General features: G+C 55.8%; 14 protein-coding genes and 1 pseudogene. 9 read left to right on the forward strand and 6 right to left on the reverse strand.

Annotated features, from left to right (window positions below):
* Positions 1-309 precede the first annotated feature (309 nt).
* A complete protein-coding gene (locus C9E81_RS01345; RefSeq protein ID WP_122110518.1) occupies positions 310-1,152 on the forward strand; it encodes a hypothetical protein in 843 nt (280 codons plus the stop codon).
* 392 nt (positions 1,153-1,544) lie between these two features.
* Here C9E81_RS01345 and C9E81_RS23620 read toward each other — a convergent pair whose 3' ends face one another.
* The 5 genes from C9E81_RS23620 to C9E81_RS01375 form a co-directional block, all read right to left on the reverse strand.
* Entirely contained in the window at positions 1,545-1,640 is a 96-nt protein-coding gene (locus tag C9E81_RS23620) for a hypothetical protein (protein ID WP_122110519.1), read from the reverse strand.
* Positions 1,641-1,663: 23 nt separating this feature from the next.
* Positions 1,664-4,741: a type I restriction endonuclease subunit R gene (locus tag C9E81_RS01355; RefSeq protein ID WP_122110520.1), complete on the reverse strand. Its 3,078-nt coding sequence runs from the start codon at positions 4,739-4,741 to the stop codon at positions 1,664-1,666.
* 328 nt (positions 4,742-5,069) lie between these two features.
* The gene (locus C9E81_RS01365; RefSeq protein ID WP_122110522.1) at positions 5,070-6,191 is read right to left on the reverse strand and encodes a Fic family protein; all 1,122 of its coding nucleotides are present in this window, start codon (positions 6,189-6,191) and stop codon (positions 5,070-5,072) included.
* On the reverse strand, positions 6,188-7,372 hold the full coding sequence (locus C9E81_RS01370; protein ID WP_122110523.1) for a restriction endonuclease subunit S: 1,185 nt from the start codon (positions 7,370-7,372) through the stop codon (positions 6,188-6,190). Before C9E81_RS01370 ends, C9E81_RS01365 begins: the two co-directional genes overlap by 4 nt.
* Positions 7,369-8,886: a type I restriction-modification system subunit M gene (locus C9E81_RS01375; RefSeq protein WP_243698452.1), complete on the reverse strand. Its 1,518-nt coding sequence runs from the start codon at positions 8,884-8,886 to the stop codon at positions 7,369-7,371. The genes C9E81_RS01370 and C9E81_RS01375 overlap by 4 nt, the downstream gene beginning before the upstream one ends.
* A 170-nt stretch (positions 8,887-9,056) precedes the next feature.
* On the opposite strand from C9E81_RS01375, the gene C9E81_RS22800 reads away from it, so the two are divergent.
* From C9E81_RS22800 to C9E81_RS01385, 3 genes and pseudogenes are all read left to right on the forward strand, one after another.
* A complete protein-coding gene (locus tag C9E81_RS22800; RefSeq protein ID WP_166461783.1) occupies positions 9,057-9,224 on the forward strand; it encodes a hypothetical protein in 168 nt (55 codons plus the stop codon).
* A 226-nt stretch (positions 9,225-9,450) separates the two neighbouring features.
* Positions 9,451-9,693 carry a FitA-like ribbon-helix-helix domain-containing protein gene (locus C9E81_RS01380; protein WP_122110524.1) on the forward strand — a complete coding sequence of 81 codons (243 nt, stop codon included), beginning with the start codon at positions 9,451-9,453 and terminating at the stop codon, positions 9,691-9,693.
* Positions 9,694-9,747: 54 nt separating this feature from the next.
* Positions 9,748-9,885, forward strand: a pseudogene (locus tag C9E81_RS01385) (IS3 family transposase); the annotation flags it as partial.
* Positions 9,886-10,186: 301 nt separating this feature from the next.
* On the opposite strand, the gene C9E81_RS22630 reads toward C9E81_RS01385, so the two are convergent.
* The gene (locus C9E81_RS22630; RefSeq protein ID WP_147457542.1) at positions 10,187-10,744 is read right to left on the reverse strand and encodes a nucleoside triphosphate pyrophosphohydrolase family protein; all 558 of its coding nucleotides are present in this window, start codon (positions 10,742-10,744) and stop codon (positions 10,187-10,189) included.
* Positions 10,745-10,838: 94 nt separating this feature from the next.
* Between C9E81_RS22630 and C9E81_RS01395 the strand changes: the two genes are divergently transcribed.
* The 5 genes from C9E81_RS01395 to C9E81_RS01415 all read left to right on the forward strand — a co-directional run bounded on the left by C9E81_RS01395 (position 10,839) and on the right by C9E81_RS01415 (position 16,674).
* Entirely contained in the window at positions 10,839-11,075 is a 237-nt protein-coding gene (locus tag C9E81_RS01395) for a helix-turn-helix domain-containing protein (protein WP_122110526.1), read from the forward strand.
* A gap of 314 nt (positions 11,076-11,389) precedes the next feature.
* Positions 11,390-11,800 (forward strand): TnsA endonuclease N-terminal domain-containing protein, encoded by a 411-nt coding sequence (locus C9E81_RS01400; protein WP_122110527.1) that lies wholly within the window; start codon positions 11,390-11,392, stop codon positions 11,798-11,800.
* Positions 11,797-13,941 (forward strand): Mu transposase C-terminal domain-containing protein, encoded by a 2,145-nt coding sequence (locus tag C9E81_RS01405; protein WP_122110528.1) that lies wholly within the window; start codon positions 11,797-11,799, stop codon positions 13,939-13,941. The genes C9E81_RS01400 and C9E81_RS01405 overlap by 4 nt, the downstream gene beginning before the upstream one ends.
* Positions 13,931-14,881 (forward strand): TniB family NTP-binding protein, encoded by a 951-nt coding sequence (locus tag C9E81_RS01410; RefSeq protein WP_122110529.1) that lies wholly within the window; start codon positions 13,931-13,933, stop codon positions 14,879-14,881. Before C9E81_RS01405 ends, C9E81_RS01410 begins: the two co-directional genes overlap by 11 nt.
* Entirely contained in the window at positions 14,881-16,674 is a 1,794-nt protein-coding gene (locus C9E81_RS01415; RefSeq protein ID WP_122110530.1) for a TniQ family protein, read from the forward strand. The genes C9E81_RS01410 and C9E81_RS01415 overlap by 1 nt, the downstream gene beginning before the upstream one ends.
* The last annotated feature ends 683 nt before the right edge of the window (positions 16,675-17,357 follow it).

Below are 17,357 nucleotides of genomic sequence, written 5' to 3' on the forward strand. Positions count from 1 at the left end.
AAGAACGGCTTCCTAAGTATACCGTCCGTGGCGGCCCGCATCAGAATGAAATATCGCAGGCGTGTCTGCGAGAGAACGTTGTTCCGTAGCCAGCCATGCTCAGTCGAGTTTTCACACAGCCTCGGCCGGATTTGCGCAGGCATCACTGAATCCGCTTTCCGCCCTACAGTTCGATCATTCTGCTAGAGTTGCACCGGACGCGGCAGGCGAAGCGAACGTCCGGAACGTCCGCGATTTGCACCTAGTCCCAAGCGACACTACGCGAAAGTAAGGTATAAGATCTAGTCGTCAATCATACGGAGGAAGCACATGTCATGCGAAGCCGAAAAGATGGGCCCCACTTTTTATTTCCCGCCTCAATCGACACTAAGCAGTAGAAGCCTGTATCTATTTCTGCTGGACTACTACAAAGTGGTGGACTTGTTCTTTTTTACACTTCATTTGGCTCATAGCGCGGATAATGCATCTCTGATCGCGAGTGAAGCTCTTATGATAGGCGCAAAGAATGAAGAGGAAAGGCAGCGGCTACAAGCCAATATAGACAACCCAGTTCGGGCTGTGAAAAAGCTTAATGAATTTGGATCTCTTAATTCAAAAAATTTAACTATTAATACCGTAGATGCGTTTCTTTGGTTCATTTCCGCGACGATACAAAGTGCAATGAAGAAGAGACCCGAGATAGTCAAATCCGGGGAGTCCGTGAGGATTGAAGATATATTTGAATTCGGCAATAAAAGAGAGCTAATTGACTATCTCATCGATAGAAAGGTGAATTCCCTTTCATACGGCGGCATGTCTAAAGTTGAGCGATTCATTAACGAATCGATGGGAGTAGCGATGTTCCCGGATGACCACGCCCGCGAATTGACGCAAATTTTCGTAGAGGTTAGAAATATTCAAGTTCACAATCGTGGTGTCGTTAATAAAATATTCTTAGGCAGGGTGACGCAGCACCAGAGGTTCCAATTTATTGAGGGTAAAAGAGCGCACCTAGATTTTGACGATCTGGTTGATTTGACGCGTGTGTGTGTTCAGACTGCTATCGATCTTGACACAAAAATCTGCAAGAAATTCGGTATCAAGCGGAAGCGGTATTCAACGTGGCGAAAGAACGCGACTGAGCAGAATGCCGAATCAGCTAAGCCAGTTTGATCACATTACACCTAGATAAAACCTATCGTTCCTACCTCTCCAAAGTCACCACAGCGGCCGAGACGCGTGCAAAGCAGGTGCTAATTTCGAGATGGTCAAGCGCTGGCTCAAGGCCGATCACGCTTGAAAGGACGACCGCAACTCGCAACTTTGTAGACACCGCTCTGCTGGTAATTGCGGCCGCTCAGATCATCCATACTGCTTATGCAGCGAACTTCCGGAAGGTCCCGCACACTGTGAGTTCACCCATCACCGGATATTGCGGTTGCAGCGAACGGCAGGAATGACGGGTCGCACCGCAGCATCAAAACCACCGGTGGAAGTCGGCAAAGGGCCGAACCTGCAGTTGCATCGGCATAGGGCTACAGGTCAGCATGCTGACTGACGCCTCATCATACTGGGCGCAGAAAGCTTTCCCGCGCCCTTTTCACGTCTTCATGCAGGACACAGCCTTCGACGTGATCGTTTATCAATCGCGTGGCCTGCATGAAAGCATAGACCGTAGTCGGGCCTAATTGACCTCCCTTGCCAATGCTTCTGCTTGTTTCAGCACCATCTTGACAGCTTCAGATGCAAGATCAGGCGGATAACCGTGGCGCGTCAGGATACGCTTGATGGCTACGCGCATCTTTGCGCGGACATTCTCGCGTTTCCACCAATCTACGCCAGCGTTGTTCCGTACGGTGGAAACCAACTCTGTCGCGATAATGCGCAGCTCTTCGTTGCTCATCAGCTGCACGGCACTGTCGTTCTGGGCCAGCGCATCATAGAACGCCCGCTCTGCCGCAGTGAGGCCGTCTTCGGGTTCGTTACGCAGGTCCTTGGCCAACGCGATCAGCTCTTGCAGGATCTGTAGAGCATCGACGCTGCGGTTGTGATATCGGGCGATAGCCTGTTCCAACCGGGCCGAGAAAACCTCCTTCTGTACGACGTTCGTGCGGGTTCGCGCCGAAATTTCACCGTTCAGAAGTTTCTTCAACGCCTCGACCGCAAGGTTGCGATGCTGCATGTTTTGCAGCTCCAACATGAACTCGTCGGACAGCACACTGATGTCGGGGCGATCGAAGCCGCACGCCTCCAGGATGTCGACGACCTCGGTGGAGGCAACGGCATTGTTGATCAGCTGCTGGATCGCGAAATCGCTGCCCCCATGATTGCGCTGCGCCCCTATATCTAGCTTTGCGAGGCTGGAGCGAACGGCAGCGAAGAACGCGACCTCCTCCGCATGCTCGGTCGCCTGCGGGCTGCCGGAGGCCAGTTTATAGGCTTTTACCAGCGCCGCCACGGTATCGTGGAAGCGCTTCGTACCGGTATCACTGTCGCGGTCATTCGCCAGAATGTACTCGATGGCGCCGGGCAGGACGGCCAGTCGTTCGCCTGGATTGCCGTGTAAGGCGGCGGAATAGTCGAATCCATGGAATTGCGCCCGAGCCACATCTAGTGCGTCGAGAAAAGCAGCCACAGCCTCGCTCTCTTCAATGCCAGTCTGTGCTTGGTCGGTCTGTGAGTAATGCGCCAACGCCGCCTTCAACTCGGCTGCGACGCCGATGTAGTCCACTACCAGCCCTGCAGGTTTGTCGGCGAAGACCCGGTTCACACGGGCGATGGCCTGCATCAGCCCGTGACCCTTCATTGGCTTGTCGACATAGAGCGTATGCATGCAAGGCGCATCGAATCCCGTCAGCCACATGTCGCGGACGATCACCAGCTTCAGAGGATCGGCAGGGTTCTTGAAACGTCCCCGAATTGACTCCTGCCGGGATTTTGACCGGATGTGTGGTTGCAGGGCCGCGGGATCGGTGGCCGAACCTGTCATCACGACCTTAACGCAACCGGTTTCATCCGTGTCACCTTGCCAGTTCGGGCGCGCGGCGACAATGCGGTCATAAACCTCGGCGCAAATCCTGCGGCTCATGCAGACGATCATCGCCTTGCCGTCCATCGCCTCTAGCCTCGCGTCGAAATGGGTCAGGATGTCCTGTACCACTGTTTCGAGCCTGCGATCCGCCCCGACCAGTGCTTCAACGCGCGCCCATTTCTTGGCGGTAGCGCTTGCCTGGTCATCGGCCAGCATCTCGGTGGCTTCGTCGAACTCTTCGTCCAGCGTTGCCGCGACATCTTCGTCGAGGGTGATCTTTGCGACCCGGGCTTCATAATAGATTGGCACGGTTGCTCCGTCGGCGACTGCCTGCGCTATGTCATAGACGTCGATATATTCGCCGAAGACACCGCGCGTATCGGCACCCACCAGCTCAACCGGCGTGCCGGTGAAGGCCACGTAAACCGCGTTCGGCAGTGCGCGTCGCAACTGATAGGCAAGGCCATGGCGGATCTCGCCGGTTTCCTTGTTCAGTTTCGCTTCAAACCCGTATTGCGTGCGGTGCGCCTCGTCGACCAGGACGACGACGTTTGATCGGGAAGTCAGTTCTGGAAATGTTTCGCCCGTCTCGGGGCGGAATTTCTGGATGGTCGAGAAGACGATGCCCCCGACATTGCGATCCAATAGCTGGCGCAGATCCTCGGTGCTTTCTGCCTGAACCGGCTCTTCACCCAGGAGATCCTTGCACCGGGCGAAGGTCGCGAAAAGCTGGTTATCCAGATCGTTGCGATCGGTCAGCACTAGCAGTGTCGGGTTTTCCATCGCCGGATGATGCATGACGCGCCCCGACAAGAACGTCATCAACAAGCTCTTGCCCGAACCTTGCGTATGCCAGATGACGCCGCCTTTGCCGTCACCCGCGCGGGCCGCCAGGATCGTATCGCAGGCTTTTCGCACAGCATGAAACTGGTGATAACCCGCGATTTTCTTGATTGGACCTTTGCCCTCATCCTCGAACACCACGAACCAACGCAGCATATCCAGCAGCGTTTCCGGTGCCAGCAACCCGTTGGTCAACGTTGATAGCTCCAATGTGGAGCCCTTCGGCACAAGCGTTTCGCCATCGACGGTCCGCCAACTCATGTAACGGTCGAAACCCGCCGAGATCGAGCCGTAGCGTGCATGTAGCCCGTCCGAAATGACGGTCAGCAGGTTCGTCCTGAACAAGTCAGGGATGTCTATGTGGTATGTGTTGATCTGGTTCCAGGCGGCCTTGATGTCGGCTCCAGCTACGCCCTTCAACTCGATGACGACCAGCGGCAGGCCATTCAAGAACAGGACCACGTCGGGGATCCGGGCCGATTTCCCCGCGACATCGAACTGCCGCACTGCGCGCCAGTCGTTCGTTGAATTGAACCAATCCACTAGCTGGACGCGGGCGTTTCGCTCCTCGCCATCGCGGAAATAGGTGACCGGTGCACCATGGACCATCATCTCGTGCAGACGGCGGTTTTCCTGCACCAGATCAGTGACGAAGACCGAATCTGCTATTCGACGTCCTACATCTTCCAGTGCGGTCTGCGGAACATCGGGATTCAGCCGGACAAGACTGTCGAGCAGCACAGTCGACAGCACGGTTTCGCGAAAACTGGCGCGCGGTGGAGAGATCATCTCGGGCGAAACATCCGCGCCGTGCCACAAGGCATAGCCAAGAGGCGCGAGGCTTTCCATGAAATGGGTTTCCAGTTCCGCCTCGCTGATCCAGGCCATTATTCCTCGCTCCCATCCTGCAGACGCAGAGTCCGCCCGGCCCCGTTCAGTGGATCCCTGAATGCTACTTCGAGCGCCCGGACATGTTCAGATAACCATGCCAGCATCTCTGGCCAAGACTCCTTGTCGAAGGAAGCATGCTCAAGTTTATGGAGAATATTTGCGGAACGGTCGATTTGGATCATGATTTTCGAGTATTTCTTTGTCGTTCGTGACACAGTTTGGCATGGGTGTTTGTTTGTGGATCACGGATTGATGGCTACCGGACTTATGGATCATATTTCTCTCTACATGATCCGCAAAGACGCTTGTCGCGAACAGATGATCCTCAAAATGCGGGTCTCCCTTCGCAGATGTTCAGCAGCTCAGGAAAAGCCAGCACGGCGGCGCGGCGCCCACTTGCAGGGCGAAGCACGGTAAGCAGCGGGTTCTCGCAATCACGTACTTCCCGCAGGATGCGGTTTGCTGTCGGCTTCGGGATGTCGACGCGCGCAACGAAATCAGAGGCGGCGAAAATAGGTCGTGTAAAGAACCAGTCCAGCGCCCGTCCACTGTACTGCGACCGCGTTACTTCAACCATCCAGTCCTTGCGTGTGTTGTAGAGCGCATGAATCGCCTGAGCCTTTTTTTCGTTGGCCTCCGCCTGATGGATGATGGCGCGGAGGAAGAATGCACACCACCCGGTCCAGTCCCCATCGCGAGAGACGGCCAGAAGGCGATCATAGTATTCGCCACGATTTCGTTCGAGAAATTCCGACAGATAGAAGTTGGGAGAGGACAGCAAACCCTTGAATTTCAGGAACAGCGGAACGATGAGGCGCCCAAGTCGGCCGTTCCCATCCAGAAAGGGGTGGATCGCTTCGAATTCGGCGTGAAGGACAGCCAGTTGAACCAGCTTGTCAGGGGCGTCGGCATGGATATACGCTTCCCATGCCTGCATCGCGCCCGGCAACTCGTTGGCAGAGCAGGGAACAAAGCGCGCCTCGTCGATAGTACAGCCTTCGGGGCCGATCCAGTTGGGCACGCGCCTGTATTCGCCCGGTGACTTGTTGCGCCCGCGCACGCCCTGCATCAGGACGGCGTGGGTTTGCCGCACCAACCGTTGTGACAAGGGCAGGTCATTCAGCAATCGCAATGCCTCGTTCAACGCGGCCCGATAGTTCAAGACCTCGCGAATGTCAGCCTTTTGTGGGGTGCTTTCATCGGTTTGGTCGCCCTCTGCTTCGTATTCCAGAACTTCTCCGAGGGTGGCTTGAGTGCCCTCGATTCGACTTGAAAGGACGGCTTCTTGCGATGTTAAGGGTGACAATAGAACATTGGGATTGGGGATCCCATGGAGGACACCCTCGTAACGGGCGACTGCCGCATTGGCCGGTCCGATTAGCGGGATCAGTTCGGGCCAGCGCAGGTCACCGGGAGGGAAGCCGTCGGTGTGATAAAGAACGGTCATACCGCTTCCTCGACTTGCTTCTTCGCCGTTCCGACGAGAAGCTCGCCAGACATGAGACGGGGGAGTAGGGTATCGCGCAGGGATGCAAGGGTCTGGTTTTCTCGGGTTAGATGAGAGACCTTTGCATATACTGGTGCCACGACTTTATCGAAAACTTCGATTATTTGCTTCGGGGGAACATCCGTGACCAAGTTATGTACATTGTTACGATTCAGCGATGGTACAGCAGAACCAGAATTAAGCCCTCTCAGATCGAGACACTGTATAAAATGATAGGCGAAATAGACTGAACCGATCTTGAATTCTTTGACCCACAGCGAGGTGTTCAGTGGCCAGAAATCTTCTAAGGTCAAAAATACTTCCCCAATTACGCCGCTCCGCCCCGTCGTTACACCGGGTCCTGCGACCTTGAACTCTGAATGAGTTCCATGAAATCCACCAGCTGCCATTACGGGAAAAGGTCCTTCAGTCCGCATTGCCGTGGGCAAATCGAAGCCCCGCTGGAGAGTGAATAATTCTTCCACCAGTCCCCTGCGCCACCCCACAGGCAGCCCATCTTCGCCGAAGCTGTCGGGGAAAAGGGCAGCGGTGGTAGGGTCCATGTGAGCCGGCGCGCGGCCCTCGGCGCGGGCGCGCACCGGGCCGAAATCCACGAACCACGAGCGATAGAGCGTCCGCGCCATCTCCTCCAGTGTGGCCGCTGTCTTGCGGTTCTGCTCGATTTTGTCGTCGAGTGCGCCGAGGGTGGAGTTGATTTCAAGTCGTTCCTTTGTCGGCGGAACGGGTATCTCGATTTGGCTGAGGGTGCGCTTGTTGAGTTTGGGCTGGGCCGCCCCTGTAATGTAGGGTGACAGATCCGTTCTATTGAGTGCCAACGCTAGATATCGAAGGATACCAGGCTCCTTTTCGTCGAGGATATGTGCGTGATTGTTTACCCAGAATTTCCCCCGGCCCATGAATGCGATTGGGGCATTCCTCGACCGTAAGTTTTCACCATCCTCGGAAACGAGAAGAAAATCTCCGTCGAAAAGGTAGTCATTCACATAGTCTACGATCCCTGACGCACCATAATAGGGGTACACTCCTTGGCGTGTGGCTCTGTCGGAGGCTTTGACGGGGATGCGTCGGTGGTTAAGAAAATCGGCGACGTCCTCAATTTTCCGCAATGGCCACTCGCTCATCGCAGCGCCCCCAACCGCGTCTCAATCTCGGCCTCCAGCCGTCGTCCTTCGGCCAATTGCTCGCGCAAAGTAGCCAGCAGCCGCTCAAACTTTTCCTCGAAGGGTTCGCCATCGTCCTCAATCGCGCCCGCACCGACATAACGACCTGGTGTCAGGACGAAGTTGTGCGCAGCGATTTCCTCCAGCGTGGCGGATTTGCAGAAGCCCGGGGCATCCTCGTAGTTGCCCTCGCGCGCTTCTCCTCGCCAAGCGTGATAAGTGGCGGCGAGGCGGCGGATTTCTTCCTCGGACAGTTCCTTCTGCTTGCGCGAACCGGGGACCAGCGCGCCCATCTTCCGGGCGTCGATGAACAGCACCTCACCGCGCCGGTCGCGCAGGGTCTCGTCCATTGCCACGCCGTTCGATTTGTCACGCGCCAGAATCCACAGGCAGGCCGGAATCTGGGTGCCGTAGAACAATTGTCCCGGCAGAGCGACCATGCAGTCCACCGCATCGCCCTGAACCAGTGCTTGCCGAATTTCGCCCTCGCCGCCTGACATCGAGGACATGGAGCCGTTGGCCATGACCACGCCACCGATGCCGGTGGCCGACAAATGCGCGTGAATGTGTTGGATCCACGCGAAATTCGCATTGCCCACGGGAGGGGCACCGAAACGCCAGCGGTGATCCTCGCGCAACAGGTTGCCCGACCAGTCCGAAATGTTGAAGGGCGGATTGGCGAGGATGTAGTCAAAGCGTTCATCCGGAAACTCGTCGCGCAGCAATGTGCCTTCGGAATTCCAGCGGATGTCCGCAAAAATGCTACGGATGGCCAGGTTCATCCGGGCAAGGCCAAAGGTGGTGTGGTTTCGTTCCTGCCCGTAGATGGCGATGTCGTCGCTGTGGCCCTGATGGGCATCGATGAACTTTTCGGACTGGACGAAGAACCCGCCGGTGCCGCAGCAGGGGTCATAGACACGGCCACGGGTCGGCTCGATCATCTCGATAAGCGTGTTGACGACGGATTTCGGGGTATAAAACTCGCCGCCGCGCTTTCCCTCACTGCTGGCGAACTCGCCGATGCAATATTCGTAGATGCGGCCGATCAGATCGAAATCGGCACGGGTGCCGTCGAGTTTCAGGTTCGAGAACAGGTCGATCAGACCGGTCAACATGGCACGGTCGATGGATTCTCGGCCGAAGACCTTGGGTAGCGCCCCCTTGAGGCTGGGGTTCTCGGCCTCGATCTGGCGCATGGCGTCGTCGATCATCACACCGATGCGGGCGTCCTTGGACTGCGTAGCGAGGGCCGACCATCGGGCAGCGGACGGAACGAAGAAGGTGTTCTCGGCCAGGTACTCGTCGCGATCTTCGGAGTCGCCGCCATCTTCGACAATCAGTGTTTTGCGACGCTCGAAAGCTTCGGAGACATAGCGCAGGAACAACAGGCCGAGCGCGATATGCTTGTATTCCCCCGCATCCATCGCCCCGCGCATCTTGTCGGCCGCCGCAAACAGGGTTTTCTCTATGCTCAAAACAGTTCTCCGCGCAAATCAGACTGATAGTCCAAGTACTTGTATAAAACGCTCGCTGCACGATTGTCACGGACGAAGCGCAGTGTATTGGCAACTGGAGGGGAAACCATGGATCGGTCCCGCTGCCAGCAGTTCTTCATTTCCGGGCTCAATCAGGGTAACATGCGCTCATGGAACGAGAGCGCCCATTTCCGCAGGAAACCGGAACCGTTACAGGTGAAAGCCTGAGCGAACGGGTTCGCAAGGTTCAGGAATTCGCGAAAATATTGGGTTTCGGGCCATCTGATAATCCTGAAGCTGATAAAGCGTTCATGGACGAACAGTGGGGCGAAGATTGACGTGGTGCGAGGTTATGTCTGCGAGTGATGCGTGGTCTTGCTCATGATGCTCCATCCTACTCAGGAGTTGGAGCCTCCGGCAAACCCGGCGTGGTTCAGCCGCTTGCCGACTTAATGAGCTGCGCAGGCACAAAGTAACGCGCTGCTCATGATTCAACTTCGCTAAATCGCAGCCGCCGTTTAGAAATGATATGATTACGCGTAACAAGCGATCGAGGACTGAAAAATGGTCAATATGAGCATCAGGAACTTGCCTGAGCAGGTCCATGATGCGCTACGGCAGCGTGCCGAGCAGAACAATAGAAGCTTAAACGCTGAAGTTCGTGCCATCCTTGCACATGCCGTTATGGTCTCAAAAACCGGTGGGTTCGGTCAACAGCTCCGGTCCCGCTTTGCGGATAGTCTTGGCACCGATCTGGACCTCAGCCGTGACAAGCACCCCGGCGAGGCCGCGAAATTTGAGGAATGATTGATCGGCATCATCTGAATAGTCCGGTTTTCTTATGTCAGGATTGCCGGAAACCCCGCAGCCTTCGCACTAAACTTGACCACCACAATCGTCCGCCCCGCTACGCGAGATGAAAGCTCCGCGCGTCGGGCGATTGCTCAACCCGCGCCGATCGGTGTAAATAGCAACCGGGCTCCAGTTGCCGCTGGATGAAAACTCAAGGGTAGGTCAGGCCTATTGGCGGACGATTCACAGATCCGCGTCAACAGATGATGGGATCGGTCAGGTCCTCAAAGTCGCCCGAAACAGCACTGACTTGACCAGTTTCACCACCTGAGCCCTTACCCGGTCGGTGTGCCTTCGAAGTGCGGCGATCAGCCGGCAGGCCACGAAAGCGGAACGTCAGAGACGGGTAATCGCGATCCTTGGATGCGGGGTGGCGTTACGCCAGCAGTTGGCGATCATCAGCTTCGCGTGCGCGCGAGAAACCGTCATAAATCATGGTGCCCTATGCTCAATCCTCTCGCGATGTTTGGGCATTTTCGGGCGTTTTTTGATCGTTGATGCGTTTCGCCGTTTTCCAATGAATTCCGAAAGCACTAGCGGCCTGATTGATCGAGGCTGTTTTCTTGACGATTTTCTTCAGCTTTTTGGCATCAACACCTTTGCGATGATTTCCCGCTGGAATCTCGTATCCTGCCTTCTTCAACCACTTCCCCAAGGTTTCTGGCTTTGGACCATGTCGTTTAGATAGCTCTCGAAGACTTGGTCCAGCCTTCCACTCTTCCGCCAAAATTGCCTCGAAGGACAGACCATGTACGTCGAGGACCGTGCGTGCTGTTGCAGGGGTAAGCGCATATTTTTCCGCAAATCCTTTCAGTGTCCCCGCTTCCATATAGGCTTGGCGCAACTGCTCGGCGCTGATCACTCGACCAAACCATATGCCATCGGAGATCTCGCCATATGCGAGCCATTCATCTCTGCGATGAAAAAGGCTGAATCGATCAGGAATTGTGCTGTTCGAACAGTTTGACATGATCAAAAAAATAATTGGGGGGTGAAGTGAAAACAATGATTCCTACATCGGATCCCCTGGTTGACGGATGGAATCACCTCTGAATCTATATCAGATGAGAGTTGGACCAAGTAGGTGCCAGGAGTGATCCATGTCAGTTGACCTGCGTCGACATCAATTTGTGAAGCTCCGACTGAGAGCCGAAGGCCGTTCGCTGGCGAGTATTGCCAGAGAACTTGGTGTTCTACAGTCCAGCGTCACGGTTGTGAGCCAAGGTTACCGCCGCTCACATAGGATCCAGACAGCTATCGCCGCGGCACTCGGGACAACGCCTCAGACGCTTTTCCCCGACCGCTACCCAAAAAAGGAGGACCTCACGCCAAAATAATTCCATTTCGACAAAGGAAAAGACCTCCCTGCGTCAACAGGAAGGCCTTTTGAGTAAAGCGTCGTTTGGTACCGACACCTTATTCATCCCCCGAGTCGAACAAAAAGTCAACCTGCCGGACGCTCGATCCGGCAGGGCAGTTCAACATATCTCAGAGGGGGAGAAGGCTTCCGTTCGCCTCGCGCGCTGTCGCGCGGGTGCGAGCGGGCAGCACTCCAATCAACATGAACAAGAAAACCATCTATCGCGATCCCGAACCGAGTCGCGCAACACGCAGGATATCACGCCGTTCCCGAGCCAGTTTACGAGGTTCAATGGTCGCGAAGCTGCCCGGCTTCGCACGGCCGCGTATCATCCAATTCGAAAGCGCACTGGAATATGCGTTTCTTTGCCTGATGCTCGTGCGTGACGACATCCACAGCATCTGGGATCAGCCGACCGAGATCAGCTATACGGATCAGGACGGCACCAAGCGCTCCCATGTGTTTGACTTTCTTGTGGTTCTTGTCACTGGCGAGCGCATTGCAGTGGCCATCAAGCCGAGCAAGCGTGTTGTTCAGCGTAGCTTTCTGTCTGAGCTGGAGTTGGTCGCAGCGGCGGTGACAAAGCAGTTCGCAGATCGCGTCCTGCTGATCACAGAGCGGCATCTGGACCGCAAAGCTGCAGCAGACGCCGCGCGTCAACTTGCGTATTCGCGCGCCGCTTTGACGGAGGTCGCCGCATGACCATCCGTTTTCGTTTCAGCAAATCCGACATGATCAATGTAGGCGGTGTCCGGTACCGCCCCTTGGAGAATGACGACAACGGCGCCTTGCTCGAACATGTCGGGCGGCCCGACATCACAGAGCGGATGACCCACGAGCAACTGGCCGAGCTCTTCAAACGGCCAGACACGCAGTATTTCGCGGATTATTTCGATAGAGCCAACCAGGAGTTCAGAGGGCGAAAGCCGGTCGATCTGGTCAATGAACTTCCCGGCAAGATACGCCATCTCGTCCTCTGGCGGGAAGCATTTTGTAAAGCCTGCCTGACCCTACAGTGGAAAGGTGAATTGCGGCGTACAGCCGCAAGTTACCATGATTACCGGGGTCGCATTACTGAGGAAACCAACCGTCTCGTTGGCGAGGGAGACTGCTCCACAAAGGCGACACGGCCTGGTGATAGCGTCGTTTCACGTCGGCTACCTGGTTACCGAACAGGGTTCAATTGGTTGAGACGCTACGAGAAAGGGGGCTTTTCTGCCTTCGCACTCATCCCCGAAACCCATCGCTGCGGCAACCGAAAGATGCGGTGGTGCCACCGCTCAGAAGCCCTGATGACGCGGGTGATCGAGTTTTATGCCAGCACGCAGCGTCCATCAAAGGCGCAGGCCATCGCCGATACGCTCCGATTATTTGATATTGAAAACGAACGCAGATCCGATGCTGGCCAGCCGCCACTTGTTGTCCCGTCTGCAGTGAGCATTGACCGACGCTTGAAAATGGCGGATCCCTATTACGTCCACGCCAAGCGATATGGAATTGCGGCGGCAAACAGCAAGTTCACGCTCTTTGAGACCGGCCCGGATGTCGAGCGGCCGCTCGAACGTGTCGAAATGGACGAAAACCAGCTCGATGTGATTTCTCTGCTCACACTATCCGGGATCTGGGATCACTTGCCGCCGGAACGACAGGCCCAATTCGAGAAGGGGCGTCGCTGGCTTTACATTGCCGTCGACTGTGCGACCAAATGCATCCTGACAATGCGCCTGGCCGAGACTCCGAATTCGGCGGACGCAATCCGTGCGCTCCGAGACATCTTCATCGACAAGACACCGATCGCCCGGGCCGCCGATTGCGAAAGCAAATGGCATCATCATGGGGGCATCGGGACCCTTGTCACTGATATGGGAGCAGCGTTTGTTTCCGACGATTTCCAGGGAACGGTATCATCGTTGGCGATCACGGCACATCTGCCACCCGCAGGAATTCCTTGGCTTCGCGGGCATGTCGAGTCGTTCTTTCGAACGTTTGGCCATCAGCTCATGCCCCTGTTATCCGGGCGGACGTTTTTCAACTCGGTCGAACGTGGCGACTACCCATCGGAACAGCTGGCCTGTCTTTGCGATGATGACCTGATCCGGATCCTCCTGACCTATGTCGTCGACATTTATCACAACCAGCCACATGGATCCCTGGGGGGCGAAACCCCCAATGAGGCCTGGGACAGATTGGTCGCCGAACACGGAACGCCGCCGGTCCCGGACGGTTTAACATTGCGCAGGGCATTCGGGCGCCCCCTGCGGCGCAAGCTCCGCGGTGATGGGGTGAGGTTCGCAGGCATTAGCTATAACTGCGAGGCGCTGCGCGAGGCATTCCTGCATTCGCCGACCCGCGAGGTCGAAATCCGCGCCGATCTGAAGGATCTGGGCTGGGTCGCGGTCAAGGTGGGCGCCACATGGTATCCGGCGGTTGCCAACCAACAAGGCTTCGACGGCGTCAGCTATGATGAGCTCGTCGAAGCAACACGGGCGTTGCGGCTGACCCATCGGAAAAACGCCGAATTGGCCGCACCGGTCATCAGCCGCGCCATCAAGCGCATTTCCGAGGCCAATCGGCAAGCGTTCCTGCTGCGAGAGCTGACGCCGTTTCATGTCTCGGATCAAGATGTCGAGCGCAACCAGAACGCTCTTCATTATCCTATCCGTTCGGATGCCGAGCGCATGGGGCAGGAAACCCGCTCGAACGATCCGCTGAAGGACGGCATTCCTGTCGTACCGAAATCGTCTTCATCAAAGCGCCCTTCAGTCCTTCCCTCGTACGACAAACAGAAACAGCAAAAACCACGCGAACGCCGCAACCGCTGGAGATTCGACGATGACAAATAAGAAAATTATGCAGACAGCACAGCGCATTGCCGCCCTACGGGATCACTTCGTGCAGCATGAGCGGTTTGATCCCTTGGAAAACCGTTTCACCTTGCTTGCAGAGAAACGCATCGCCGATATTGCCACGGGGCGGGCCAGGGAGGCCCATGGCCTCGCCTTGTCCGGAGCGTCAGGTGCTGGAAAAAGCGCGGCGATCATGCATCTCCTGCAACGTGCGCGACAGCGTCTCGACGGTGCGGGGCATGAGGATCTGACGATTGTCAGTCTTAGGGTGCCGTCTCCCGCCACGTTGAAACTGGTCGGCCAATCGCTTTTGCGGGCCTTGGGATTCCAGATCAGTTCGGAACGGCAGGCATGGTATATTTGGGATCTGGTGCGCCATCATCTTCGTGAGCGCAGGGTGCTCTTTGTTCATCTCGACGAAGCGCAGGATCTTGCATCACGTGGGACGCGGCATGAACTCAATGCCGTCGCGGCCATGCTTAAAACCCTGATGACGGATAATGACTGGCCTGTCGGGATTATCCTGTCGGGCACCACGGAACTCGAAGATATCCTGAACCACGATCCACAACTGGCCCGACGGATGCAGACAATCTACTTTGGGCCCTTATCCAGCATTGGCCACGCCAATGACGTCCTGGACCTCGTTGAGGCTTACTGTGAACGCGGAAGGCTCTCAGTTGGCGAAGATGTCGGGACAACCGAGCTTGCCGAGCGGTTGATTCACGCTGCGGCAAATCAGTTTGGTCTTGTTATCGAACTGACGCTTGCGGCGATTGAGCAGGCCTATCTCCGGGGCGCGTCTTCGCTCGTCCGAGCGCATTTCGCACGCGCCTATGCGCATCGATCCGGTTCGGATGACGCCTTCAACCCCTTCATCGTACCGGATTACCACCGGATCGACGTGCGCCAGGTTTTTACAAGGGAGGAGAACTGATGTTCAGTGCACTCAGGGCGCTTCCCTTGACGGTTTCGACCCTTCCCGGGGAATCCGCAACCTCATTCGCTTCTCGCCTCGCCTGTCGCAATGGCGTGCCCCGGCTTATCAAATTCTGTTCGGATATCGGGATCGATTATTTCCGGCTCGTCAACGGTGACCCCATGGAAATCGAGCGGCTCGCAGCGCTCGGCGGTGTCGATGCGGCGGCGCTTCAGGAGGCGACCCCAACCTTGCTTGAGTCAGGCTGGTTCCGCCTCGGGAAAGAGCGAATAAAATTCACGGGCTTCATCCGAACAACAGTTCGGATTTGCCCGAAATGCGTCGCGGAAGCACCGGATGACGTGGCGGTCATGCATCACGGAATCTGGCAACTCTCCTCGATCCGCACCTGTGTGAAACATAGCTGCTGTCTCGTGTCATTGCCAAAGCCGAGCAGCTCGAACGATTCCTTCGATCACATCGGTCTGCTTCGCAACAACCGACCCGGTGAGTCGCAGATTGCTGATCAGGATGATCTGGAATTGGAGCGCTATCTGATGGATCGTGTACGAAATGGTCCCGGAAAGTCCTGGTTGGATCGTCTGCCCTTTCATGTTGCGGCACAGACCTGCGAGATGGTTGGCGTTCTTCTGACGAGTGGACCACGGATGAAACGCGCCGACGTGACAGATGAGGAATGGTGTGCCGCCGGTACTGCGGGCATTGGTGTATTGCGAGGAGGGCCAAAGGCGCTGCGACGGAAGCTCAAGAGCATCCAGGACTCACACCCCGTCGGCGAAAAGCTGTACCGCTCGCATTATCGCGTATTCTTTGACTGGCTGCGATATCGTGACGACGATAGCGAATTCAACGCCGTCAGGGATGTGGTTCGCGATTTCATCTTTAAGAATTTTCCCGTCACGGAGGGGTCAATCGTGCTTGGAAAGCCCTGTCCCGAACAACATGTCCATTCTTTCTCGACGGCAAAGCAGATATTTGGCGTCTCACATTGGAAGCTCGGCCGAAAGCTTGCCACCATGGGGATGGCAAAGAGGCATTCCCGCGGCCGATTCTACACATTGGAGCGATACATCCCTGCTGCAATGCTGAACGACCTTGTCACCGAGGTGAACGCGCTCCTCACCTCGAAGGAAGCCGCAAGGATGATCGGAATCAACTATGTGCTGTTGGAAAAATTGGCGACCCATGGTCTCGTGAAACGCCATTTCGACGACGGGCTAACGACTCCTTATTACGATCCGAATGATGTGAAAGATTTCATTGGACGATTGCGGGAACTCGCCAGCCGAACCGAGTCCGATAAGGGACTCATCGACATCTCGACGGCTGCTCGTCGACGCGGTGTGATGATTGCACCGCTCATCGAGATGATCCTTGAGCAACGCATCCCCCTTTACATCGACAGCCCTTCTACCGAAAGTTTCCGCGCATTTCGCCTACGTCCCGAATCTCTGAAAAATATCTACGGGAGACCCAAAGAGTCCATCGTTTCATCCTTGGGCGTTGCCAAGATCCTCAAGACAACCAGGCCAACGGTATATCGATTGCGTGAGGCCGGTTTTCTGAAATCACCCAAGATTCGTAAGGGCTGCTGGATTCAGAGGGGCCATTATACCTGCAGGATTTCTCTGGAAGAATTCCAAGCCTCGTATATTTCCCTGAACGAATTGGCTGAACTGTCTGGGCGATCGAGCGATGATGAATTCAATCATCAACTGAGCAATGGTGCGATACCCCTTCCGTTAGGATTGCGGAGCACCATGATGTTTCGACGTTCCGACGTCGCTTGACCTGACCACAATATCGGAGGGAGCCGGCGCAATGCCGGCTTTTTCATGTCCCGGGAGAGGCGAGGCTTTCTGATAAAAAAGGCAACACCAACGCTCGGCATGACAAATCCGCCATTGATTTCATTGTGTTATTTCGTTCGCCGAGGGCAAGTCTTTGTGGTGCTGCCCATTCCTTGGAAAGAGGCAGATAGGTTCTGCCTTTTTTATCAGGAAGTTTGCCTCTATCGCTTTTGAGATTGATGGCAATACATTGATATTTAGACCATTATATGCCTCACACCCTTCGTGCACTCCCATAATGCGGAAGGTCCTCGCCCGTAACCGGACGGCTTCAAGATCTACTTGTATTTTGGAAGTCAGAGGAAAGCGAGTGACGGCGGACACTCAAAAGGTGCTATCGCCCATCACGCTCTGAAAGCGCCAAGTTGTCTAAGAAACCTTCAGGCATACACCGACGCTTTGGCGGAACCAGCAGATCAACCTCCCCTGGTTTTGTAGACTTGTCTCCGAAGAGGGCAGTTTGCGTCGGGCCTTTGGCCATGTGCGCGCGACCCCAAAGCCTATAATCGGGCCAAAGATCGTGCAGCGCATAGGCAGTCGTCTCTAAAGTAAACTGACGCCGATCGGTTCTGACAACGAGACAAGCGCCTTCTACCATCAAGCTCTTTGATTTGGCGAACACA

It is taken from the genome of Paracoccus alkanivorans, from assembly GCF_003697785.1.
GTDB lineage: Bacteria > Pseudomonadota > Alphaproteobacteria > Rhodobacterales > Rhodobacteraceae > Paracoccus > Paracoccus alkanivorans.